The organism is Alloyangia pacifica, assembly GCF_020524285.1.
GTDB classification, from domain to species: Bacteria; Pseudomonadota; Alphaproteobacteria; order Rhodobacterales; family Rhodobacteraceae; genus Salipiger; species Salipiger pacificus_B.
Window position 1 is genome coordinate 1 of record NZ_JAIVKX010000029.1, and the last position, 24,319, is coordinate 24,319.

A 24,319-nucleotide genomic window follows, 5' to 3' on the forward strand; every position below is an offset into this window, starting at 1 on the left:
CCACATGCAAGCGCCCCAACGGGCGCTTTTTGCTTTTGCGGCGCAAAGAGTGGGCCGGTCAGCCGGAGCTGTGCGGTGAAGTGGCAGCCTCGGGCGGCAACATGATCTTTGCATTGGCCGCGGACACTTCCGCATTCGGCACGCAGTTGCGAAAGTCGTGAATGCCCAGCCTGAGCTCTTCGGCTGCGCGTTCAACGGCGCGATCCACGAGGTCTTCCGGGCTGTCTAGGAGGCGCTCGATGCGCTGCGATGCAGCGTCGAGCCTTGTGTCGAGCGTGTCGAGCCGCGCGGTGATCCGCTGCGCCGCCTCCGTGGTCATGTCGCTGCCCCCCTCGCGCAGGCTCCCGAGGTCCGCGCGCAGCCCGGAGACTTCCGCGGTCATGGTGGCGATCTCCTGGCGCAGGGGATCGATCGTCACGATGTTGCGCGCGAAACTGTCGGTGACCTGCTCGACCCGCTTGCTCAATTGCAGGGCGAGGAAGAGGCACAGCGCAACCAGGATCAGGGTCGCGTTCAGCAGCGCAAGAAGCAGGGTCTTGATCGTCTTTCCTAAACTCCGCTCGCGCATGGCGCAGTCTCCTCGAACTATGACATCGCCGCCGACATGAGTTCGGCGCGCAGGCAAAGCCGGGGGCGGTTACCCCGGCCTCGGTCCGGTGTCCGCTAGATGGACGCCCAGACCAGTTTCGGTTCCGCATTGATGTCATCTGTCGGCGCTGTGTTGCCGCGCAGTTTCTTCTTCGCGGTTATGCCGTCGCCGCGGGCGATCTTTCCCGTGCTCATGGCCAGGGCGAGCATGCCGGCGGCGATCGCGGTGGCAGCCGAGGTGCCGCTGAACCGGCAGTAGTAGGAGCGGTAGTCCGGCAGCATCTCGTCTTCCGGCAGGATTTCAGGAAAGGGGCTGCCGTTGTAGCCCGCGGCGCCCGGCACGTCGGTGCTGATCACGTCGAGGGGAGAGAAGTCTTCGGCCGCCGCAAGGTCCCCCGGGGAGTAGGTGTCTTCGCGGAAATCGGGAGACACCCGGTCGAGCCGGATGATTTCGCTGTCGAGCCGCTCGCTGTCGCCGCTGGGGGCATAGAGGGTGACAGGCAGATCCGCGCTGCCCGTGGTCGAATAGCCGGCGCGTTTGCCGAGGCTGGTGTGCGCGCCGACGAGGATGATGCCGTTCTTGTCGCTGGCCAGAACGCCGGGATAGAGCATGGTGCTGTCGCCGCCATTGCCGCTGGCGCAGAGAATGGGCCGGGTGATCGACATCTTGGGCACGAGATCATGCAGCGCGTCCCAGAGCGCGGCCTCTTCCTCGCTGTATTTGACCGGGTGGTTCTTGCGCAGCAGTTCGAGTTCTTCGCTGTCGACGGCGCCGCCCTTGCCGAGTGTGCCGGTCATCGGGCTGCGCCAGGGATCGGGGAAGTCCCGCGCAAGAACGATGAGGTCGGCGTCGATGATATGAGCATAGAGCATCGCGGCGAGGAATTGCTCGGGGTCCGGGTCGAAGCTGGTGGAGATCGGGACGATCTCGCAGGTCGGGTCGATGCCGATGTAGGGCAGGCCGTGGCCGGCCAGCGGGCTGTCGACGGACGGCGTGGCGCCGCCGGGCAGCGGTGTGACCTTGGTGCCGATCAGATCCACCTTGTCGGCCGGCACCGGGCGCGCGCCGATCAACCCGGCCATCGCCGTTCCATGCCCGGAAAACGCGGCGGAGGTGGCGGGAAAGATCCGCCGCGCGGTCGGCGCAGGGTCCGCGGCGGCATCATCGTATTCGGCCGCGAGACGGGTTTTCATCTCGGCAAAGAGCGCCTTCGCCACCTTGTTGCCGATGGCCTCGGCCGCGTCGAGAAGCTCTGCGAAGCGGGTGCCGTTCGGATCCGGGTCGGGAAAGGTCCCGAGGCGGTTCGAAAAGAAATCGGCGGCGAGATCCCAGGCAATGGCGCCTTCGAGATTGGGGTGCTTGGGGGCCACCGAGACATCTATCAAAGCGACGCGGGTCCGGCGGCCGGATTTCGCCAGCTTTTTCTCGGCCTTGTCCCAGGCGCTGCTGTCGAAACTCTGCAGGTCGTCGATCAGGCCGAGTGAGAAGAGATGCCACAGGGCGTGATAGCCCTCGTATTGGCCGTTACCGCGATTGCCTTCGGGCGGGGTGATGCGCGCCATGTCCGGTCCTCCCTCAGAGCCATTCCGCGCGGGCGCGCAGCATCTGTTCCTCGAGCACCACTTCCAGCACCGGCGCGAGCATCCGGGCGAGGTCGTGGCCGCACTTGGTGTCCGCCGGGTAGTGGATGCCAGCCCACTCCCGGTTCTCTGCGATGCGCCGGGCGCTGCGGAAGAGTTCGGCGATGCCGGGGTGCTCGGGCAGCACCCGGCTGAAGACGAAGGCGATCGAGAAGGACTGCAGCGCATGGTTCGACGGCCAGGAGGCGTGCGCTGGAACCGGAATGAAGGTGCGCAGGCGTGGCTCCACCGCGCTTGGGCGGGGCACGTTGAAGCGCTCCTTGTAGCGCATGCCGACCTCCTCGGCGAGGCGTGCCACCATCAGGAAGAGAGCCGTGGTATTGTCATAGCCGCCAAGGTTCTCGATGCCGAGCGGACGCAGGTAGCCCGAGAGTTCGAGCTCCGCTTCGCGCAGGATCTCGTCCTGCCGGCCGCGGTTCTCGATCAGCGGCAGTAAGGTCTGCTTTTCCATCAGCCCGAGCGTTTGGGCGTGCAATTCGGAAAGGCTTGGCGGCAGTCCGATCGGAAGATCGATCCAATAATCACGCAATTGGTGGAGCCGCTCAATTTCACGCCACGGCAGCAGGATATCTCCGTATTCGTAGGAGGCGCTGCCACCTTCGACATTTGCGCGGTTGCGGTTTCGATTGCGGTTCCTGTTCCGATTTCTGTTCCGGTTCCGATTGCGGTTCCTGTTGAGCACCGAGGAGGCGCCACCGCTGCCTGCGGAATTCGTCGTCAGGACGGGGCCGCCGGTCTGCTGCCGTGTCTCGCCGGTGGCGGGCTTGCACAGCTCGAAGCTGTCTCCCACGGCAAGCAGCCAGCTGTTTTTCAAGGTTTCTCCAAACGAAGACATCTTGCTTCCCCCAAGGCTTTTAGCAAATCGCTTTCTTCAATCCGCCAGACAGAATAAGCCGGCCGGTTTCATCATTCACCGCCATGCGGTTCTGGTCCACCCAATTCGCGGAGAAATCCGGGTCCATCTCGCGAATTCGGCCAATCAGGTCACGGGCCCTGTCCAATTCCCCGAGATGGGCGAGGCTGATTGCGGTATATCGCAGCGCCGCGCCGTAGCGCGGCCGCCGCGCCAGGATTCGCAATCCATGCTCCGTGGCATTGGCAAAGCGGCCCTCGAGCGTTTCGATCATGCATCGGGTCTGCTCGTAGGTGAAGGCGAAGGGGCTGCAATGGCCCAGGGCCTCGGCGCGGCGGGAGGCGGTGGATGCAAGATCGTAGCGGGCGGTGTAGAGCGCATGCAGCGCCAGGTGGTCCCAGCTGATCGCCATGTAGGGATTGATCTCGACGGCGCGTTTCAGCAGCAGTTCCGCGCCGAGCATGTCATGCAGCACGTAGCCTTTTGCGTGCCCGGCCAGCGCCATGGCGACGCCGTTCCACGGTTGCTCGGCCTCGACGCGGGCAATGAGATCCTGCGTCTCCTCGGCGACCTCTCGCGAGAAACTCTGCCAGTGCTCGCCGACGGTGAAGGTGTTGAGATAGGCGAGAATGCTCAGGTAGCTGGTATTGCGCGTCGCGTCGTAGGCGCGCTGCAATTCGAGCTTGAGCGCGTCAAGCGCCGTGTGGTCGAGGCGGAACATCTCGACGATGGCGTGAAACGGGGAAATCACCTGCGGGTGCGGGGCACCGTCCAGGGTCATCAGGGTGTGGCAGACCCGGTCGATGCCCTCGCCGATGAACCGCGCCAGTCCAGTGTTCTCGACGTCGAGCCGGGCCTTGTCGAGCTGGTCTGCCGAGAGGGTCCAAAGCAGGCTGTTGTCGGTGCCGCGATAGGCTGACAGACGCAGCGCCGCGGTGTTGCCGTAGCTGCCGCAGGCCATCCGCAGGAAAATGTCGGGGCGATTGCCGAGGCTGTCGCCCTGCGCGCTGCCGGGCAGGGACTCACGGAAGTCGTTGATATTGGCACTGACCAGGTGCTGCACGCCGAAGATGAGCTGTTCGAGCAGCGTGTCGGCCTGAAAGCGCAGCAGGCTGTCCGCGGGCTGGCCGGCGCTTGGAAGCAGGCCGATCACCGAAATATGTCGCTGCGGCGCGGGTGGCCGGGCGGTGGCCTGGGCCGGGCTGGGAGCAGGGTCTTCCGAGAGCGCTTCGAGCCGGTCGCGCCAATGGCTGCGCTGCACCCGCAGCCAGTCCTCGAACTCGTCGTCAGCGGAGCGCAGGTCGAGCCCTTCCAGGAGGTCGGGCATGGTCGCGCCGAAGCGGGTCCGAATGCGCGAGGCTTCCGCCGGATCGTCGAGCGCATGCACGTCGATCCAAAGCGCGTCACGGCGCAGCGTCACGTTGGCCTTGTCCGAAATCAGCAGCTCTTCTTCGGAGGCGCGGCCCAGATCGCGGCGCAACGCGTAGAGTGCGCTGCGCAAGCTTTGCGAGGCGAAATGCGGCTCTTTGCGGGCCCACAGCAGGCTTTGCAGCTTGGCTCTACCGATGGTGCCGCGCGGTGCGAGCGCAAGCATGGCAAGCAGGGCTTGGGCCGGGAGGCTTTGGGGCGTGCAATCGCCGCCTTCGCCGTCGAGCAGGCAAAGCGATCCCAAAAGGTGCAGCCGGACAATCGGCCTTCGATCTATGGACGTATCAGAATCCGTCTGCCGCATTTCGCAAACCTGCCGGCTCAATTGCCGCGCATCATGCGTCAGCGGGCAGGGGGACGTCAGCAAAAAACGCTGCGCGGTTGAAAAGTCGCGCGACTTTGTCCCATTTGCAGCAGCGTGCGTGCCATTCTCACGAAATAGACCGCACCGATTGCGCGGTGCGGTCCATTTGTTCGCGCATAGGGCGCGCCAGCCTGAACCGGTTATCAACCTATGGTTGATGTGTTACGAAAGAACGTCCATCAGGCGGCCCTGAAGCTGGGCATCGTTTTCGTCGGTGTAGATCAGGGCGCGGATCTGCGACACCTGTTCTGCCGTGAGAACGGTGAGATCGGCGTCAGGTGCCAGCGTGGAGACGCGCGAGAGCTCGGCCGGCGTCAGTGCCGGGGTGATGTCAGCCTCAAGCGCTTCGAGCTGGGCGCGCACATTGTCGTCCGTCGATGCGCCATTGATGATCGCCAGCGCTTCGCCACGCTGCTCGTCGGTCAGCATCGCGACCTGCTCGGCCGGAAGGTACTCTTCGATCTGCGCGATCTGCTCTTCCGAGAAGGTGGACGGCGCCGCATCATTCATCGCGATGGTCTCGATGCCTTCGCGCTTGTGGTTGTCCGAGTCGCCGCTGTTGGCAATGGCCATGGCTTCGATCACCTGCTGGTCGGTCAGCATCGACACGTCGACGTCAGGCGCGTAGGTGTTGATCAGCGTGGCCTGCTCTTCGGTGGCTGCAAATGCGCCGGTGGCGAGGAGCGAGGTGAGGGCGGTGGCTGCAAAAAAGCGTTTCATTGTAGTCCTCCATAAAGAGTGATCTCTGTGCGACGCGCTGGTCAGCAGGTCGCTTCTGGCCTCACAACTCGCTCTCATTGCCGGGCGTTCCCTCGGGGCAGGATTGCAAGTTTCCGTGTGCCGGGGAGCGCGTGCCTTGCATCGCGTTCGGCGGGAGCCAAACGCGCGCAAACGCGTTTCTTGTCGCCGCGTTCCATCACGCCTTGGCGTCAGAACTCATCTTTATGTTCCGGTCGTGTCATCCCGCGTGAGCGCATCGCCGGCACAGAGGCCGGACTCCGCTTGTGTCGGCGGACGGCAGGGCGTATACGACCCGCCAACCGAGGAATTCCCGCAAGGCAGACCTGCATGACCAACCCGCTCCAGTTCATTCAGCAGACGCGGTCCGAGATCGGCAAGATCGCCTGGCCGACCCGTCGCGAAGTGATCCTGACCACGGTCACCGTTTTCGTCATGGCGACGCTGACGGCGATTTTCTTTGCGCTGGTCGACATCCTGATCCGCACCGGCCTGCAGGGCCTGCTCTCCTTCTTCGGCTGAGCATCTCACGGGCGCGCGGGCGCGCGTTCCAGGCTCTCTGCCCTGTCCGCCGTTGGCGGCCTTCCCGAAATATCTTCGCCTGGAAAACGCCCGCACGACATGGCGCCGCTGCCACGTGGTGCCCCTGCGGCGACATTCGGGACCGGGCCTTGAAATCGGGGCGCAGTGGGGGTAGTGCACACACGACTTTCCCAAGGCGGGCGTGCAGCGATTCGGTTGCACGCCGGTTTTCTTTTGGGGCGGGGCGCTTTTGCCCCGGCAAGGCACGCCGGAACGGCGCGCATCTGAACGGACGGCCCTAGGGCGGTCAAGGTAACGAAGAGGGGCCAGATGGCGAAGCGGTGGTATTCGGTGAGCGTTCTGTCGAACTTCGAGAAGAAGATCGCGGAACAGATCCGGCAGGCGGTGGCCGAGCAGGCACTTGAGGACCAGATCGACGAGGTTCTCGTGCCGACCGAGGAGGTCATCGAGATCCGCCGCGGCAAGAAGGTTACGACCGAGCGCCGCTTCATGCCCGGGTATGTGCTGGTGCACATGGAGATGTCCGACCAGGGCTACCACCTGGTCAACTCGATCAACCGGGTGACCGGTTTCCTGGGGCCGCAGGGCCGCCCGATGCCGATGCGCGACGCCGAAGTTCAGGCGATCCTCGGCCGGGTGCAGGAAGGCGAAGAAGCGCCCCGGACCCTCATCCACTTCGAGGTGGGCGAGAAGGTCAAGGTCAACGACGGCCCGTTCGAGGGCTTCGATGGCATGGTCGAGGGCGTCGACGACGACAACCAGCGCCTGCGCGTCTCGGTGTCGATCTTCGGTCGGGAAACCCCGGTTGAACTGGAATTCACTCAGGTCTCGAAGCAGGGCTGAGCGTTTCGGCGGGGCTTGCCCCGCCTTTCAGGTGGGAGGCGAGGGCGGCGCGCTGTCCGGACCAGACCACACCAAGCACTCCCTCGCGGACGCGTCCGTGGGGATTTGGATAAAGGAGAGGCCAAATGGCCAAGAAACTTGCTGGCAAGATGAAGCTGCAGATCCCTGCAGGCAAAGCCAACCCGTCGCCGCCTGTCGGCCCCGCGCTCGGTCAGCGCGGCATCAACATCATGGAATTCTGCAAGGCGTTCAACGCCAAGACGCAGGACATGGAAGTTGGTGCACCCTGCCCGACCGTGATCACCTACTATCAGGACAAGTCCTTCACCATGGACATCAAGACGCCCCCCGCGTCTTACTACCTGAAGAAGGCAGCCGGCCTGAAGCCCGTCGGTAAGCGCAACCGTCCCCGCGGCGCCGAGAAGCCCGGTCGTGAGACCGTGGCAACCGTGACCGTTGCTCAGGTTCGCGAGATCGCCGAAGCGAAGATGAAGGACCTGTCGGCAAACGACGTCGAGCAGGCAATGCAGATCATCCTTGGCTCGGCCAAGTCGATGGGCATCGAGGTGAAGTAAGATGGCAAAACTCGGAAAACGCACCCGCGCCGCCCGTGAAGCCTTTGCCGGCAAAGAGGACGTGACCGTCGAAGAGGCGATCGCACTCATCAAGGCAAACGCATCGGCCAAGTTCGACGAGACCGTCGAGATCGCGATGAACCTCGGCGTCGACCCGCGCCACGCTGACCAGATGGTCCGCGGCGTTGTCGGTCTGCCGAACGGCACGGGCAAGACCGTGCGCGTTGCAGTGTTCGCCCGTGGCGCCAAGGCTGAGGAAGCCCAGGCCGCCGGCGCGGACATCGTTGGCGCCGAAGACCTGATGGAAACCATCCAGGGTGGCACCATCGACTTCGACCGCTGCATCGCGAGCCCGGACATGATGCCGATCGTCGGCCGGCTGGGCAAAGTGCTCGGCCCGCGCAACCTGATGCCGAACCCGAAGGTTGGCACCGTGACCATGGATGTCGCCCAGGCCGTCAAAGACGCCAAGGGTGGCCAGGTCCAGTTCAAGGTCGAAAAAGCCGGCGTGATCCACGCAGGCGTTGGCAAGGCATCGTTCGACGAAGCCAAGCTGGCCGAGAACGTGCGCGCCTTCGTCGGCGCCGTCGCCAAGGCGAAGCCGACCGGTGCAAAGGGCACCTACGTGCAGAAAATCTCGCTCAGCTCCACCATGGGCCCGGGCGTGTCGGTGGATGTGACCTCGGCCAACGTCGAGTGATCTGACCCGATCTGATTGCGAAGGCCCCGCCGGAAACGGCGGGGCCTTTTGCGTTTCGATGATCTGTGGGGCGGGTCAGCGCAAGCGGTCGGCGCCGCGCAGCACCAGAAAGGACGCCTTGAAGCAGAGCGGTCCGACGATCAGCGACAGGATAAAGGCGATCGGCCAGGCGGTCAGCCAGTGCTGCATCCAGACCGACAGCCAGCCTTCGGCAAAGCGCAGCGGCGCGGCGCTGAAGATCAGGGTCATCAGCAGCGACATGCTGCCAGAGATGAAAAGCTGGGCGAGGATGAGGGTGGAACGGGAATTGGTCATGCGGTCTCCGATGGCGGCATGCGACAGGGCAGGGGGCCTGGAGGACCGAAATATTCCGAACACTCCACGCGCCCCGGTTGAACGAGGCGCCGCGGGTTCGTGGAACGACTAGCTCCCGCATGAAGCGGTGGCCGGGCTAACCAACCGGCCTGACGTTTTTCGGCTGCTGCAGATTTAAGACGGCCCGAACCGCGGATCAAGTGCCCATGGCCACGCATGATTTTGATGCGTTGCATCATCGCCCGGGAATGGTACCATGCGCGTCTTCGCAAAAGGGCGCATCCGCCCTTGGCAAGGGGGGCAAAACCCTTTAAGCGGAGCAGACGAGGGCAGCGCACGATTCGTCGCGGCCCTCGATTTCGTCCGAGACGGTGGGTGGAAACGGTCAGCTGGCCAATCCGTAAGTCCTGCCTGAGACGGGAAGAGACATAACGTTCCGGGCCGATGTGTTCCGGTGGCGCGATGTGACGACCCGATCGGACCTTGAGGCCGGGGAGACCCGGCAGAACGAGCCGGAGGGGTCGAATCCCCTCCATAACTTGGAGTGAAACTGTGGATAGAGCCCAGAAAGAGAAAGTGGTCGAGGAACTCGGCCAGATCTTTGAAAGCTCTGGCGTCGTGGTGGTTAGCCGCTACGAAGGTCTCACGGTTGCCGAGATGACGGATCTTCGTGCCCGCGCCCGCGCGGCAGACACGTCGGTTCGCGTCGCCAAGAACAGGCTCGCCAAGATCGCTCTCAAGGGCACCGGATGCGAAAGCATCTCGGACTACCTCGAGGGTATGACCGTCCTGACCTTCTCCGAAGACCCCGTGGCAGCTGCCAAGGTGGTTGAGGACTTCGCCAAGGCAAACTCGAAGTTCGAGATCCTCGGCGGCGCAATGGCAGGAACGGCTCTGGACCGGGCCGGTGTTGAGGCCGTGTCGAAAATGCCGTCGCGCGATGAGCTTATTGCTTCCATCGTCGGCTGCATCGGCGCACCCGCTTCGAACATCGCCGGCGCGATTGGCGCACCTGCATCGAACATCGCATCCATTCTCTCGACCATCGAAGAGAAAGCTGCGTAACGGCACCCAACAGATCTTCGTGGGGTTGAAGACCTACACGTTGGAACACATCTAGCTAGACGGAATACGTAAAATGGCTGATCTTAAAGCACTTGCAGAGCAAATCGTTGGTCTGACGCTGCTCGAAGCACAAGAACTGAAAACCATCCTCAAGGACGAGTACGGCATCGAGCCCGCAGCAGGCGGCGCAGTGATGATGGCTGGTCCGGCAGCAGGCGGCGAAGCCGCAGCTGAGGAAGAAAAGACCGAATTCGACGTGATCCTCAAGTCGGCAGGCGACAAGAAGATCAACGTGATCAAAGAAGTCCGCGGCATCACCGGCCTGGGCCTGAAAGAAGCCAAAGAGCTCGTCGAAGCCGGCGGCAAGGCTGTCAAGGAAGGCGTGTCCAAGGACGAAGCCGAAGAGATCAAGAAGAAGCTCGAAGAAGCTGGCGCTGAGATCGAACTCAAGTAATCGTCTCCGGGCTCGCCCGGTACGATCGCAAATTTGGCTGGATCCGGAGAAATCCGGGTCCAGCCGAACCCGTCTCAGCAAGGCCCTTTCGAGAGGGCCTTTCTAAGGCGAGTTCCAGGATCGGGAGGCTTCTGGTGGGACAGAAGCCAGGAATGGATCGGAACACTGCCGTCTCGGATGGATGTGCCGCTGGTGCCCGACAGCATGCGCGTCCAGTGAGAATCGAAAGGTGAACAGACCTATGGCGCAAAGCTTTCTTGGCCAGAAACGTCTCCGCAGATATTACGGTAAAATTCGCGAGGTTCTGGAGATGCCGAACCTCATCGAGGTTCAGAAAAGCTCCTACGAACTCTTCCTGAAATCCGGCGACCAGCTGCAGCCGACCGACGGCGAAGGCATCATGGGCGTCTTCCAGTCGGTCTTCCCGATCAAGGATTTCAACGAGACCGCCGTTCTCGAGTTCGTCAACTACGAACTGGAAAAGCCCAAGTACGACGTCGAAGAGTGCATGCAGCGCGACATGACCTACAGCGCGCCGCTGAAGGTCACCCTGCGCCTCATCGTGTTCGATATCGACGAGGATACCGGCGCCAAGTCGGTGAAGGACATCAAGGAACAAGACGTCTTCATGGGTGACATGCCCCTGATGACCCCGAACGGGACGTTCATCGTGAACGGCACCGAACGGGTGATCGTGTCCCAGATGCACCGTTCGCCGGGCGTCTTCTTCGACCACGACAAAGGCAAGACGCACAGCTCGGGCAAGCTGCTCTTCGCCTGCCGCATCATCCCCTACCGCGGCTCGTGGCTCGACTTCGAATTCGACGCCAAGGACATCGTCTTCGCGCGCATCGACCGCCGCCGGAAGCTCCCGGTCACGACCCTGCTCTACGCACTGGGTCTCGACCAGGAAGCGATCATGGATGCCTACTACGACACCGTGACCTACACGCTGCGTCGTGGCGAAGGCTGGGTGACCAAGTTCTTCCCCGAGCGGGTGCGCGGCACGCGCCCGACCCACGACCTCGTGGACGCGGACACCGGTGAGATCATCGCCGAGGCCACCAAGAAGGTGACCCCGCGCGCGGTGAAGAAGCTGATCGACGAAGGCAAGGTGCAGAACCTGCTGCTGCCGTTCGAGCAGATCGTCGGCAAGTTCGTCGCCAAGGACATCATCAACGAAGAGACCGGCGCGATCTACGTCGAGGCCGGCGACGAGCTGACCTGGGAAATCGACAAGGACGGTGACGTCACCGGCGGCACCCTGAAAGAGCTGGTCGACGCGGGCATCACCGAGATCCCCGTTCTCGACATCGACAACATCACCGTCGGCGCCTACATGCGCAACACGATGGCGCAGGACAAGAACATGGACCGCAACAGCGCGCTCATGGACATCTACCGCGTCATGCGCCCGGGCGAGCCGCCGACCGTCGAGGCCGCCTCGGCCCTGTTCGACACGCTGTTCTTCGATTCCGAGCGCTACGACCTTTCGGCCGTGGGTCGCGTGAAGATGAACATGCGCCTCGCGCTCGAGAAGCCCGACACCCAGCGCACGCTGGACCGCGACGATATCGTCAAGTGCATCAAGGCGCTGGTCGAACTGCGTGACGGCAAGGGCGAAGTGGACGACATCGACCACCTCGGCAACCGTCGTGTCCGTTCCGTCGGCGAGCTGATGGAAAACCAGTACCGTGTCGGCCTGCTCCGCATGGAGCGCGCAATCAAGGAGCGCATGTCGTCGGTCGAGATCGACACCGTCATGCCGCAGGACCTGATCAACGCGAAGCCCGCGGCGGCCGCCGTGCGCGAGTTCTTCGGCTCGTCGCAGCTGTCGCAGTTCATGGACCAGACCAACCCGCTGTCGGAAGTGACGCACAAGCGTCGCCTGTCGGCCCTCGGGCCGGGCGGTCTGACCCGCGAACGCGCAGGCTTCGAGGTGCGCGACGTGCACCCGACCCACTACGGCCGGATGTGCCCGATCGAAACGCCGGAAGGCCCGAACATCGGTCTGATCAACTCGCTCGCGACCTTCGCCCGCGTCAACAAGTACGGCTTCATCGAAACCCCGTATCGCAAGGTTGTCGATGCGAAGGTGACCGATGACGTGCAGTACATGTCGGCGACCGAAGAGATGCGTCACACCGTGGCGCAGGCCAACGCGACGCTCGATGAGGACGGCAAGTTCGTCAATGACCTCGTGTCGACCCGCCAGTCGGGCGACTACACGCTGGCGCCGCGCGAAAGCGTCGATCTGATCGACGTTTCGCCGAAGCAGCTGGTCTCGGTCGGTGCCTCGCTCATCCCGTTCCTGGAAAACGACGACGCCAACCGCGCTCTGATGGGTGCGAACATGCAGCGTCAGGCCGTGCCCGTTCTGAAATCCGAGGCGCCGCTGGTCGGCACCGGGATCGAGGAAGTCGTGGCGCGCGACTCCGGCGCGGCGATCATGGCCAAGCGCGGCGGCATCATCGACCAGGTCGATGCGCAGCGTATCGTGATCCGTGCGACCGATGGTCTCGAGCCGGGCGATCCGGGCGTGGACATCTACCGCATGCGCAAGTTCCAGCGTTCGAACCAGAACACCTGCATCAACCAGCGTCCGCTGGTGAAGGTGGGGGACAAGGTCGGCAAAGGTGAAGTGATCGCGGACGGCCCGTCCACCGACATCGGTGAACTGGCGCTCGGCAAGAACATCATCGTCGCCTTCATGCCCTGGAACGGCTACAACTACGAAGACTCGATCCTGATCTCCGAGCGCATCGCGCGTGACGACGTTTACACCTCGATCCACATCGAGGAATTCGAAGTCGCCGCCCGTGACACCAAGCTCGGGCCGGAAGAGATCACCCGCGACATTCCCAACGTCGGCGAGGAAGCCCTGCGCAACCTCGACGAAGCCGGTATCGTGTATATCGGTGCGGACGTGGAGCCGGGCGACATCCTCGTGGGCAAGATCACTCCGAAGGGCGAAAGCCCGATGACGCCGGAAGAGAAGCTCCTCCGCGCCATCTTCGGCGAGAAGGCTTCGGATGTGCGTGACACCTCGCTGCGCGTGAAGCCGGGCGACTACGGCACCGTCGTGGAAGTTCGTGTCTTCAACCGTCACGGTGTCGAAAAGGACGAACGTGCGCTGCAGATCGAGCGCGAGGAAGTGGAACGTCTGGCCCGTGACCGGGACGACGAGCTCGCCATCCTCGACCGCAACATCTACGCGCGTCTCAAGGACCTGATCCTCGGCAAGACCGCGGTGAAGGGCCCGAAAGGCGTCCGTCCGAACGCGCAGATCGACGAAGAGCTTCTGGAAAGCCTGAGCCGCGGCCAGTGGTGGCAGCTCGCGCTGGCGGAAGAAGCCGATGCTCAGATCGTCGAGGCCCTGCACGAGCAGTACGAGGCGCAGAAGCGCGCGCTCGACGCCCGTTTCGAGGACAAGGTCGAGAAGGTCCGTCGTGGCGACGACCTGCCGCCGGGCGTGATGAAGATGGTCAAGGTCTTCGTCGCGGTGAAGCGCAAGCTGCAGCCGGGCGACAAGATGGCCGGCCGTCACGGGAACAAGGGCGTGGTGTCGCGCGTGGTGCCGATCGAGGACATGCCGTTCCTCGCAGACGGGACCCCGGTCGACTTCTGCCTCAACCCGCTGGGCGTGCCGTCGCGTATGAACGTCGGTCAGATCCTCGAGACGCACATGGGCTGGGCCGCACGCGGTCTCGGCATCCAGATCGAGGAAGGCCTGCAGGAATACCGCCGCTCGGGCGACCTGACGCCGGTGCGCGAGGCCATGCGCCACGCCTACGGTGCCGAGGTCTACGCCGAGGGCATCGAGGGCATGGACGAGGTCGCGCTGATCGAAGCCGCCTCGAACGTGACCCGCGGTGTTCCGATCGCGACCCCGGTCTTCGACGGCGCCAAGGAAGCCGACGTGAACGACGCGCTGACGCGTGCAGGCATCGCCCAGTCCGGCCAGTCCGTGCTGTTCGATGGCCGCACCGGCGACCAGTTCGCGCGTGAGGTGACGGTGGGCGTGAAGTACATGCTCAAGCTGCACCACCTTGTCGACGACAAGATCCACGCACGTTCGACCGGCCCGTACTCGCTCGTCACGCAGCAGCCGCTGGGTGGTAAGGCGCAGTTCGGTGGCCAGCGTTTCGGGGAGATGGAGGTCTGGGCTCTGGAAGCTTACGGCGCCGCCTACACCCTGCAGGAAATGCTGACCGTGAAGTCGGACGACGTGGCGGGCCGGACCAAGGTCTACGAAAGCATCGTCAAGGGCGAGGACAACTACGAAGCGGGCGTTCCCGAGAGCTTCAACGTGCTCGTGAAGGAAGTCCGCGGCCTCGGCCTGAACATGGAACTCCTGGACGCGGAGGACGAGGAATAACGGCCCATCCGGCCACCGCGCGGGGCGCAAACCTCGCGCGGCTCCTCTCTCCAAGCCCTGTCATTTAGGAAGACGACATGAACCAGGAACTGACCAACAACCCGTTCAACCCGCTGACCCCGCCCAAGGTCTTCGACGAGATCAAGGTATCGCTGGCATCGCCCGAGCGGATCCTCTCGTGGTCCTACGGCGAGATCAAGAAGCCCGAGACGATCAACTACCGTACGTTCAAACCCGAGCGTGATGGCCTGTTCTGCGCGCGCATCTTCGGTCCGATCAAGGACTACGAGTGCCTTTGCGGCAAGTACAAGCGCATGAAGTATCGCGGCGTCGTCTGCGAGAAGTGCGGCGTCGAAGTTACCCTTCAGAAAGTGCGCCGCGAGCGCATGGGCCACATCGAGCTCGCAGCTCCCTGCGCGCACATTTGGTTCCTGAAGTCGCTGCCTTCGCGCATCGGCCTCATGCTGGACATGACGCTGCGTGACCTCGAGCGCGTGCTGTACTTCGAAAACTACGTGGTGATCGAGCCGGGCCTGACCGACCTGACCTACGGCCAGATGATGACCGAGGACGAGTTCCTCGACGCGCAGGACCAGTACGGTGCCGACGCGTTCAGCGCCAACATCGGTGCCGAGGCCATCCGCGAGATGCTCGCCGCCATCGACCTCGAAGCCGAGGCCGAGCAGCTGCGCGCCGACCTCAAGGAAGCCACCGGCGAGCTCAAGCCCAAGAAGATCATCAAGCGCCTCAAGGTCGTGGAATCCTTCCTCGAGTCGGGCAACCGCCCCGAGTGGATGATCCTCACCGTGATCCCGGTCATCCCGCCCGAACTGCGCCCGCTGGTGCCGCTCGACGGTGGCCGTTTCGCGACCTCGGATCTGAACGATCTGTACCGCCGCGTGATCAACCGGAACAACCGCCTCAAGCGCCTGATCGAGCTGCGCGCTCCGGACATCATCGTCCGGAACGAAAAGCGTATGCTTCAGGAAGCCGTCGACGCGCTGTTCGACAACGGCCGTCGTGGCCGCGTCATCACCGGCGCCAACAAGCGTCCGCTGAAGTCGCTGTCCGACATGCTGAAAGGCAAGCAGGGCCGCTTCCGTCAGAACCTTCTGGGTAAGCGCGTCGACTTCTCGGGCCGTTCGGTCATCGTGACCGGTCCGGAACTCAAGCTGCACCAGTGCGGCCTGCCGAAGAAGATGGCGCTCGAGCTCTTCAAGCCCTTCATCTACTCGCGGCTGGAGGCCAAGGGCCTGTCCAGCACCGTGAAGCAGGCGAAGAAGCTGGTGGAAAAAGAGCGTCCCGAAGTCTGGGACATCCTCGACGAGGTGATCCGCGAACACCCGGTTCTGCTGAACCGCGCGCCGACGCTGCACCGTCTGGGCATCCAGGCGTTCGAACCCCAGCTGATCGAAGGCAAGGCCATCCAGCTGCACCCGCTCGTCTGCTCGGCGTTCAACGCCGACTTCGACGGTGACCAGATGGCGGTTCACGTGCCGCTGTCGCTCGAAGCGCAGCTCGAGGCGCGCGTCCTGATGATGTCCACGAACAACGTGCTGTCGCCCGCAAACGGCAGCCCGATCATCGTGCCGTCGCAGGATATGATCCTCGGCCTCTACTACACGACCATCATGCGCGAAGGCATGAAGGGCGAGGGGATGAAGTTCTCCAACATCGAAGAGGTCGAGCACGCCCTGACGGCTGGCGAAGTGCACCTGCACGCCAAGATCGAATGCCGCGTGAAGCAGATCGACGAAGAGGGCAACGAGGTCGTCAAGCGTTACGAGACGACCCCGGGCCGCGTGCGCCTCGGCGCGCTGCTGCCGATGAACGCCAAGGCGCCGTTCGACCTGGTGAACACGCTGCTGCGTAAGAAGGACGTTCAGAAGGTCATCGACACCGTCTACCGCTACTGCGGCCAGAAAGAGTCGGTCATCTTCTGCGACCAGATCATGTCGATGGGCTTCAAGGAAGCGTTCCGCGCCGGCATCTCGTTCGGCAAGGACGACATGGTCATCCCCGACAGCAAGTGGACCCTCGTCGAGGAAACCCGCGACCAGGTGAAGGACTTCGAGCAGCAGTACCTCGACGGCCTGATCACCCAGGGCGAGAAGTACAACAAGGTGGTGGACGCCTGGTCGAAGTGTAACGACAAGGTCACCGACGCCATGATGAACACCATCTCGGCGAACAAGCGCGCCGAGGACGGGTCGGAAATGGAGCCGAACTCGGTCTACATGATGGCCCACTCCGGTGCGCGTGGCTCGGTCACCCAGATGAAGCAGCTGGGCGGGATGCGCGGCCTGATGGCGAAGCCGAACGGCGACATCATCGAGACCCCGATCATCTCGAACTTCAAGGAAGGCCTGACCGTTCTCGAGTACTTCAACTCGACCCACGGTGCTCGTAAAGGTCTGTCGGATACCGCTCTGAAGACGGCGAACTCGGGCTACCTGACCCGTCGTCTGGTGGACGTGGCGCAGGACTGCATCGTGCGCTCGCACGACTGCGGCACCGACCGCGCGATCACCGCGGAAGCGGCGGTCAACGACGGCGAAGTCGTCGCCTCGCTGGCAGAGCGCATCCTGGGCCGTGTGGCTGCGGACGATATCCCGCATCCGGTCTCGGGTGAGGTTCTGGTCCGCGCCGGTCAGCTCATCGACGAGCGCATGGCCGACGTTATCGACGAGGCGGCCGTGCAGTCCACGCGCATCCGCTCGCCGCTGACCTGTGAAGCCGAAGAGGGCGTCTGCGCCATGTGCTACGGCCGTGACCTCGCACGCGGCACCATGGTCAACACCGGTGAAGCTGTCGGCATCATCGCCGCGCAGTCGATCGGTGAACCCGGCACCCAGCTGACGATGCGGACGTTCCACATCGGCGGCGTTGCCCAGGGTGGCCAGCAGTCGTTCCAGGAAGCCTCGCAGGAGGGCCTGATCGAGTTCGAGAACGCCTCGACCCTCGAGAACTCCATCGGCGAAACCCTCGTCATGGGCCGCAACATGAAGCTGCGGATCATGGGCGAGGACGGCAAGGAACGTGCGAGCCACAAGCTCGGCTACGGCACCAAGCTGTTCGTCAAGGAAGGCCAGTCGGTCAAGCGCGGCGACAAGCTGTTCGAGTGGGACCCGTACACCCTGCCGATCCTGGCGGAGTCGGATGGTATCGCGAAACACGTCGACCTCTCCGCAGGTGTGGCTGTCCGCGACGAGACCGACGAAGCGACCGGCATGACCCAGAAGATCGTGATCGACTGGCGTGCGGCACCGAAGGGCAACGAGCTCAAGCCGGAAATCATCCTGATGGATGCCGATGGCGAGCCCGTGCGCAACGCGGCCGGCAACCCGCTGACCTACCCGATGTCGGTGGATGCCATCCTGTCGTGCGAAGACGGTCAGGAGATCAAGGCCGGTGACGTTCTGGCGCGTATCCCGCGGGAGGGCGCGAAGACGAAGGACATCACCGGTGGTCTGCCGCGTGTGGCCGAACTCTTCGAGGCGCGTCGTCCGAAGGACCACGCCATCATCGCCGAGATCGACGGCTACGTGCGCTTCGGCAAGGACTACAAGAACAAGCGCCGCATCGCGATCGACCCGGTCGACGACACGCTGGAGCCCAAGGAATACATGATCCCAAAGGGCAAGCACATTCCGGTGGTCGAGGGCGATTACGTCCAGAAGGGCGACTACATCATGGACGGCAACCCGGCGCCGCATGACATCCTGGCCATCATGGGTGTCGAGGCTCTGGCGAACTACATGATCGACGAAGTCCAGGACGTCTATCGACTGCAGGGCGTGAAGATCAACGACAAGCACGTCGAGGTCATCGTCCGCCAGATGCTGCAGAAGTGGGAAATCCACGACTCCGGCGACACCACGCTGCTCAAGGGCGAGCACGTGGACAAGGCGGAGTTCGACGCGGTCAACGAGAAGATCGAGAAGAAGGGCGGCCGTCCGGCCACCGGCGAACCGATCCTGCTCGGCATCACCAAGGCGTCGCTGCAGACACGCTCGTTCATCTCGGCGGCCTCCTTCCAGGAGACCACCCGCGTCCTCACCGAGGCTTCGGTGCAGGGCAAGAAGGACAAGCTGGTCGGCCTCAAGGAGAACGTCATCGTGGGCCGCCTGATCCCGGCGGGCACCGGTGGCGCGACCCAGCGGGTGCGTCGCATTGCGACCGAGCGCGACAACAAGGTGATCGAAGTGCGCCGCGAGGAGGCCGAACAGGCCGCACTCCTGGCCGCTCCCGACGCCTCGTCGAGCGACGTGATCGGTGGCGACGAGTTCGATACGCTGGTCGTCGACACGCCGGAAAGCCGCGAGTAATCGCAGCCGCCTTTCGGCAAGACAACTTCGGGCCCCCGCACTCCGGTGCGGGGGCCCTTTCCTTTGATGGGGTGGGGGAGGGGGCTCCGGCCCCGCCCTGCGCATTTGGAAAGAGAAGCGGGCGCCTCGCGCGTGCGACGCACTTTGTGGATGGCGGTGCCGCAAGGGCAGTGCTAGCGCTTGGCGCATGACGCAATTGTCCGACAATGCCCGCGGCGTGCTCCTGATGATCGGGAACATGGCCGCCTTCACCTTCAGCGATGCCTGCGTGAAGGCCATCGGAGACGCCTTGCCGCTGTCGCAGGTGTTGGTGCTGCGGGGGTTCGTCGCGAGTGCCTTCATCTTCTGGCTGGCGCTGCGCCTCGGCGCGCTCCGCCATCGCCCCGCGCCGCGCGATGCCGCGCTCATGTTGCTGCGCGGGATGGCCGAATGCGGCGCGGCCTTCTTCTTCCTGACCGCTTTGCGCAACATGCCGCTGGCCAATGCCACGGCGCTTCTGCAGATGGTGCCGTTGACCGTGACGCTGGGCAGCGCGGTTTTCTTCGGCGAGCCGGTGGGCTGGCGGCGCTGGCTGGCGATCGCCGGCGGCTTTTGCGGGATGCTGCTCATCGTGCGGCCGGGCACCGAGGGGTTCACCGCCTTCTCTGTCTATGCGTTGCTCGCAGTCGGCGCGGTCACGCTGCGCGACCTGACCACGCGCCGCCTGTCCGCGGCGCTGCCAAGCATGCAGGTGACCCTGTCTTCGGCGGTGCTGGTCCTGCTCTTTGCCGCGGCCTGGTCACTGGGCGAGGACTGGCAGCCACTCGATGCCCGGCTGTGGGGGCTCGTGCTGGGCACTTCGGCGCTGATCGTCGCGGGCTATACGCTCAGCGTCATGGTGATGCGCGTCGGCGAGGTCGGCTTCATCGCGCCCTTCCGCTACACGGGTCTGCTCTGGGCGCTGCTGCTCGGGCTGCTGCTCTGGGGCGAGGTGCCGCATCCGCTGACGCTGCTCGGGGCTGCGGTGATCGTCGCCATGGGCAGTTTCACGCTGTGGCGCGAGCGCCAGCTGCGGCGGGCCGGAGCCCGGGCTCAGGTTGCAGCGGCAGGAGCGAAGACGCGGCGGACGTGATCGGCGTCGATGGCGAAGAGGCGTTTCATCTCGACCTCGCCTACGGCGTCGAGACGGGGCAGGCGGGCCGCCTTCACATGGGCCTTCTGGCGTGAATCGTTGTGGTCGTTGTGCCCGCGCCAGTACATCGGATGATCGGTGAAACTCAGCGTCGGCATGAAGCGGTTCAGCTTGTTGTGGCCGAAATTCATGATGCTTTGGCGGACCCCCGGGGCGACCGCCACCGCCTGCGCCACGCCCCAGAAGGGGGTCACGCAGGGCTCGGCGCAGAGCCCATCCGCATCGGGCCTACCCACGTAGCCGCGGTTCCAGTCCAGCGCCACCAGCCGGTGCTTCGCGCGCAGGGCAGAGATGTCGAGGGCGGCGGCGCGCAGGTCCTCGATGAAATTTACCGCGACGGCATCGTCATCGTCGTGCCGGACCTCGAGGCAGGGCTGCGACATGTCGCGCGCTTCGTTGATCACCTGCTGGCAGACCTGCCGGTGCGGGCCGGGCGGGCGGCTGACGATCCGCGCCTGCGGAAAATCCGCGAGCAGGGCGCGGAGCCGGTCGAGGTAGGGCCGGGGCATGGCCTCGCCGACCAGCACGAGGAAGGTAAAATCGGGGTCGGTCTGGGCCTTCAGCCCGGGCAGGCAGATGCACTCGAAATGGCGCAGCCTTTCCTCCATCCGCGCAGCGCTGTAGAGGTAGGCGATGCGGTCGCCGATGCTCTCGTGCTCGACCTGGAAGCCGCCCTCGGCGGGGTAGGAAAACCGGCACAGGCCAATGATCTGCATGGGGCGGCTCCCGCGTGACACGTCCCGCCCATGCTTGGCATTCCGGCCCTGCGCTGGCAAGCCTCCGGCCCGCCGCCGCGCCGCCCGGGCCCGCGGCGGCGGGGCTTGTTGACAAGCACAGCGACTCCCCCTATACGCGCCTCAATCCGGCGGAGGCCTAAGTGCGCCCGCCGCATTCAACAGAACTACAGTGGTCAAGATCGGCGTCCCTGGCCCCGATCCTCTGGAGACCCACCGCGACGTTACCCGTGCCCGGGGACGTATGCGGTTTTTGCGTCGTTGTAGGGGTCTCCCCTGCGGTCCTCGGATCTTCGGCGCATCACCGGTGACCCGCGGACGCGTGGGGCGCCTAACCGATTGAACCGCATGGGGGGCTCCCCGTGCACCACATATGTGAGAATTACGGGGAACAACCCATATGCCCACGATCCAACAGCTGATCCGCAAGCCGCGGCAGCCGAAAGTTAAGCGTTCGAAGTCGCAGCACCTCGAGCAGTGCCCGCAGAAGCGCGGCGTCTGCACCCGCGTCTACACCACCACGCCGAAGAAGCCGAACTCGGCAATGCGTAAGGTGGCCAAGGTGCGTCTGACCAACGGCTACGAAGTCATCTCCTACATCCCTGGTGAATCGCACAACCTGCAGGAGCACTCGGTTGTGCTCATCCGCGGCGGCCGTGTGAAAGACCTTCCGGGTGTCCGTTACCACATCCTGCGCGGTGTTCTGGATACCCAGGGCGTCAAAGACCGTAAGCAGCGTCGCTCGAAGTACGGCGCGAAGCGTCCGAAGTAAGAGGATATATAAATGTCTCGTCGTCACGCCGCTGAAAAACGCGAAGTCCTGCCCGACGCCAAGTACGGTGACCGGGTTCTGACCAAATTCATGAACAACCTGATGATCGACGGCAAGAAGTCGGTCGCAGAGCGCATCGTCTACAACGCCCTCGACCGCGTCGAAGGCAAGGTGAAGCGCGCGCCCGTGGAAGTGTTCCACGAAGCGCTGGACAACATCAAACCGGCCGTCGAAGTTCGTTCGCGCCGCGTTGGTGGTGCCACCTACCAGGTCCCCGTCGAAGTGCGCCCCGAGCGCCGTGAGGCCCTGGCCATCCGCTGGCTGATCGCAGCCTCGCGCGCCCGCAACGAGCACACCATGGAAGAGCGCCTCGCAGGCGAGCTCCTGGATGCCGTGCAATCCCGTGGCTCCGCTGTTAAGAAGCGCGAAGACACCCACAAGATGGCCGACGCTAACAAAGCGTTCAGCCACTACCGCTGGTAATCTCCGGAAAGGCAGACCACCATGGCACGCGAATATCCCCTCCAGCGTTACCGTAACTTCGGGATCATGGCCCACATCGACGCGGGCAAGACCACGACCACGGAACGCATCCTGTACTACACCGGCCGCTCGCACAAAATCGGCGAAGTCCACGATGGCGCAGCCACCATGGACTGGATGGAGCAGGAGCAGGAGCGCGGCATCACGATCACGTCCGCTGCGACCACCACCTTCTGGCAGTGGCAGGAAGATCCGACCGAGGAAGGTACCTCGGACACGAAATTCCGCTACAACATCATCGACACCCCCGGCCACGTTGACTTCACCATCGAAGTCGAGCGTTCGCTGGCCGTGCTCGACGGTGCGATCTGCCTTCTCGACGGCAACGCCGGCGTGGAACCGCAGACCGAGACCGTGTGGCGTCAGGCTGACCGCTACAAGGTGCCGCGCATCGTGTTCGTCAACAAGATGGACAAGATCGGCGCCGACTTCTTCAACTGCGTGAAGATGATCAAGGACCGCACGGGTGCAACCCCGGTTCCCGTCAACTTCCCGATCGGTGCCGAAGACCAGCTCGAAGGCATCGTCGACCTCGTGACCATGGAAGAGTGGGTCTGGCAGGGTGAAGACCTCGGCGCATCCTGGGTGCGCCGTCCGATCCGCGACGACCTGAAGGACGTGGCCGACGAGTGGCGTTCGCACCTCATCGAGAATGCCGTCGAGCAAGACGATGACGCGATGGAAGCCTACCTCGAAGGCGAAGAGCCCGACATCCCCACCCTGCGGAACCTGATCCGTAAGGGCACGCTGTCGCTCTCCTTCGTTCCGGTCCTGGGTGGCTCGGCGTTCAAGAACAAGGGCGTTCAGCCCCTGCTCAACGCTGTGGTCGACTTCCTGCCCGGTCCCCTCGACGTTCCGCCCTACATGGGCTTCTCGCCGGATGACGAGACCGAAACCCGGAACATCGAGCGCCGTGCTTCGGACGAAGAGCCCTTCTCGGGCCTCGCGTTCAAGATCATGAACGACCCCTTCGTGGGCTCGCTGACCTTCACCCGTATCTACTCCGGTACGATGAAGAAGGGCGATTCGATCATGAACTCGACCAAGGGCAAGAAAGAGCGCATCGGTCGTATGATGATGATGCACTCGAACAACCGGGAAGAGATCGAAGAAGCGTTTGCAGGCGACATCATCGCGCTGGCCGGCCTCAAAGAGACCACCACCGGTGACACCCTCTGCGACGCTCAGAAGCAAGTGGTTCTCGAAACCATGACCTTCCCCGATCCGGTGATCGAGATCGCGGTCGAGCCGAAGACGAAGAACGACCAGGAAAAGATGTCCCAGGGTCTGGCCCGTCTGGCCGCAGAAGACCCCTCCTTCCGCGTCGAGACCGACCTCGAGTCCGGTCAGACCATCATGAAGGGCATGGGCGAACTTCACCTCGACATTCTCGTCGACCGCCTGAAGCGCGAATTCAAGGTCGAAGCCAACATCGGTGCCCCGCAGGTGGCGTATCGCGAGACCATCGGTCACGAGATCGAGCACACCTACACCCACAAGAAGCAGTCGGGTGGTTCGGGTCAGTTCGCAGAGGTCAAGCTGGTCATCAGCCCAACCGAAGCGGGTGAAGGCTACTCGTTCGAGTCGAAGATCGTCGGCGGTGCGGTTCCGAAGGAATACATCCCGGGCGTCGAGAAGGGCATCAAGTCGGTCATGGACTCCGGTCCGCTGGCAGGCTTCCCGGTTATCGACTTCAAGGTCGCGCTGATCGACGGCAAGTTCCACGACGTGGACTCCTCGGTCCTGGCCTTCGAAATCGCGTCGCGGATGGCAATGCGCGAAGGTCTGCGCAAGGCCGGCGCGAAGCTGCTCGAGCCGATGATGAAGGTCGAGGTGGTCACCCCGGAAGAGTACACCGGTTCGATCATCGGTGACCTCACCTCCCGCCGTGGCCAGGTGTCCGGTCAGGAGCCGCGCGGCAACGCCGTTGCAGTTCAGGCCTTCGTGCCGCTGGCCAACATGTTCGGCTACATCAATACCCTGCGCTCCATGTCCTCGGGCCGCGCGCAGTTCACGATGCAGTTCGACCACTACGATCCGGTTCCGCAGAACATCTCGGACGAGATCCAGGCGAAATACGCATAAGCAGCGGTGCGGGGCCCAGCCCCGCACCCTACCCCAGTAGGGTGCGTGATCACACGCACCGCCACCGACCAAGGAGGCCATCATGGCAAAGGAAAAGTTTGAGCGCGGCAAGCCGCACTGCAACATCGGCACGATCGGTCACGTTGACCACGGCAAGACCACGCTGACCGCAGCAATCACCAAGTACTTCGGTGACTTCCG

The 24,319-nt window shown here is 63.8% G+C and carries 21 protein-coding genes; 14 read left to right on the forward strand and 7 right to left on the reverse strand.

The features are described from left to right. Positions 1–58: 58 nt before the first annotated feature. From LC039_RS26260 to LC039_RS26275, 4 genes are all read right to left on the reverse strand, one after another. Positions 59–568 (reverse strand): hypothetical protein, encoded by a 510-nt coding sequence (locus LC039_RS26260; protein WP_226629785.1) that lies wholly within the window; start codon positions 566–568, stop codon positions 59–61. Positions 569–663: 95 nt separating this feature from the next. After that, positions 664–2,151 (reverse strand): S8/S53 family peptidase, encoded by a 1,488-nt coding sequence (locus LC039_RS26265; protein WP_226629786.1) that lies wholly within the window; start codon positions 2,149–2,151, stop codon positions 664–666. Positions 2,152–2,164: 13 nt separating this feature from the next. Further along, positions 2,165–3,043, reverse strand: coding sequence for a phosphatase PAP2 family protein (locus LC039_RS26270; RefSeq protein ID WP_226629788.1), 879 nt, complete (start codon positions 3,041–3,043; stop codon positions 2,165–2,167). Between the two features lie 40 nt (positions 3,044–3,083). After that, positions 3,084–4,583, reverse strand: coding sequence for a tetratricopeptide repeat protein (locus LC039_RS26275; protein ID WP_226629789.1), 1,500 nt, complete (start codon positions 4,581–4,583; stop codon positions 3,084–3,086). 15 nt (positions 4,584–4,598) lie between these two features. Here LC039_RS26275 and LC039_RS26280 point away from each other — a divergent pair, with 15 nt between their 5' ends. Continuing rightward, positions 4,599–4,895 carry a hypothetical protein gene (locus LC039_RS26280; protein WP_226629791.1) on the forward strand — a complete coding sequence of 99 codons (297 nt, stop codon included), beginning with the start codon at positions 4,599–4,601 and terminating at the stop codon, positions 4,893–4,895. Positions 4,896–5,036: 141 nt separating this feature from the next. Here the strand turns inward: LC039_RS26280 and LC039_RS26285 are convergent, their stop codons facing one another. After that, positions 5,037–5,594 (reverse strand): hypothetical protein, encoded by a 558-nt coding sequence (locus tag LC039_RS26285; RefSeq protein ID WP_226629793.1) that lies wholly within the window; start codon positions 5,592–5,594, stop codon positions 5,037–5,039. A 348-nt stretch (positions 5,595–5,942) separates the two neighbouring features. On the opposite strand from LC039_RS26285, the gene secE reads away from it, so the two are divergent. The 4 genes from secE (at position 5,943) to rplA (ending at position 8,273) form a co-directional block, all read left to right on the forward strand. Then, on the forward strand, positions 5,943–6,134 hold the full coding sequence (gene secE, locus LC039_RS26290) for a preprotein translocase subunit SecE (RefSeq protein WP_092431405.1): 192 nt from the start codon (positions 5,943–5,945) through the stop codon (positions 6,132–6,134). A 330-nt stretch (positions 6,135–6,464) separates the two neighbouring features. Beyond that, positions 6,465–6,998 (forward strand): transcription termination/antitermination protein NusG, encoded by a 534-nt coding sequence (gene nusG, locus LC039_RS26295; RefSeq protein WP_066104017.1) that lies wholly within the window; start codon positions 6,465–6,467, stop codon positions 6,996–6,998. Positions 6,999–7,123: 125 nt separating this feature from the next. Further along, positions 7,124–7,573 carry a 50S ribosomal protein L11 gene (gene rplK / locus LC039_RS26300; RefSeq protein ID WP_226629794.1) on the forward strand — a complete coding sequence of 150 codons (450 nt, stop codon included), beginning with the start codon at positions 7,124–7,126 and terminating at the stop codon, positions 7,571–7,573. Between the two features lies 1 nt (position 7,574). Further along, positions 7,575–8,273, forward strand: coding sequence for a 50S ribosomal protein L1 (gene rplA / locus LC039_RS26305; RefSeq protein WP_226629796.1), 699 nt, complete (start codon positions 7,575–7,577; stop codon positions 8,271–8,273). 75 nt (positions 8,274–8,348) lie between these two features. On the opposite strand, the gene LC039_RS26310 is transcribed toward rplA, so the two are convergent. Further along, positions 8,349–8,588, reverse strand: a complete 240-nt coding sequence (locus LC039_RS26310) for a DUF2798 domain-containing protein (protein WP_226629797.1) — start codon at positions 8,586–8,588, stop codon at positions 8,349–8,351. 552 nt (positions 8,589–9,140) lie between these two features. Here LC039_RS26310 and rplJ point away from each other — a divergent pair. From rplJ to LC039_RS26335, 5 genes are all read left to right on the forward strand, one after another. Beyond that, positions 9,141–9,653 (forward strand): 50S ribosomal protein L10, encoded by a 513-nt coding sequence (gene rplJ, locus LC039_RS26315; RefSeq protein ID WP_226629799.1) that lies wholly within the window; start codon positions 9,141–9,143, stop codon positions 9,651–9,653. Positions 9,654–9,726: 73 nt separating this feature from the next. Next, positions 9,727–10,107 carry a 50S ribosomal protein L7/L12 gene (gene rplL, locus LC039_RS26320; RefSeq protein ID WP_076696776.1) on the forward strand — a complete coding sequence of 127 codons (381 nt, stop codon included), beginning with the start codon at positions 9,727–9,729 and terminating at the stop codon, positions 10,105–10,107. A 241-nt stretch (positions 10,108–10,348) separates the two neighbouring features. Next, positions 10,349–14,485, forward strand: coding sequence for a DNA-directed RNA polymerase subunit beta (rpoB, locus tag LC039_RS26325; RefSeq protein ID WP_226629800.1), 4,137 nt, complete (start codon positions 10,349–10,351; stop codon positions 14,483–14,485). Positions 14,486–14,562: 77 nt separating this feature from the next. Beyond that, positions 14,563–18,813 carry a DNA-directed RNA polymerase subunit beta' gene (gene rpoC, locus LC039_RS26330; RefSeq protein WP_226629801.1) on the forward strand — a complete coding sequence of 1,417 codons (4,251 nt, stop codon included), beginning with the start codon at positions 14,563–14,565 and terminating at the stop codon, positions 18,811–18,813. A gap of 187 nt (positions 18,814–19,000) precedes the next feature. After that, entirely contained in the window at positions 19,001–19,924 is a 924-nt protein-coding gene (locus tag LC039_RS26335; RefSeq protein ID WP_226629803.1) for a DMT family transporter, read from the forward strand. On the opposite strand, the gene LC039_RS26340 is transcribed toward LC039_RS26335, so the two are convergent. Beyond that, positions 19,885–20,700: a putative rhamnosyl transferase gene (locus tag LC039_RS26340; protein ID WP_226629804.1), complete on the reverse strand. Its 816-nt coding sequence runs from the start codon at positions 20,698–20,700 to the stop codon at positions 19,885–19,887. The genes LC039_RS26335 and LC039_RS26340 overlap by 40 nt on opposite strands. A gap of 418 nt (positions 20,701–21,118) precedes the next feature. Between LC039_RS26340 and rpsL the strand changes: the two genes are divergently transcribed. From rpsL to LC039_RS26360, 4 genes are all read left to right on the forward strand, one after another. Further along, positions 21,119–21,490, forward strand: coding sequence for a 30S ribosomal protein S12 (rpsL, locus tag LC039_RS26345; RefSeq protein ID WP_005862801.1), 372 nt, complete (start codon positions 21,119–21,121; stop codon positions 21,488–21,490). A gap of 12 nt (positions 21,491–21,502) precedes the next feature. Then, positions 21,503–21,973, forward strand: coding sequence for a 30S ribosomal protein S7 (gene rpsG / locus LC039_RS26350; protein WP_226629806.1), 471 nt, complete (start codon positions 21,503–21,505; stop codon positions 21,971–21,973). A gap of 21 nt (positions 21,974–21,994) precedes the next feature. Beyond that, complete coding sequence (fusA, locus tag LC039_RS26355; protein WP_226629808.1) at positions 21,995–24,118, forward strand: elongation factor G; 2,124 nt, start codon at positions 21,995–21,997, stop codon at positions 24,116–24,118. A gap of 82 nt (positions 24,119–24,200) precedes the next feature. Next, positions 24,201–24,319 (forward strand): GTP-binding protein (locus tag LC039_RS26360; protein ID WP_263620071.1); only part of this gene is annotated, 119 nt, incomplete at its 3' end.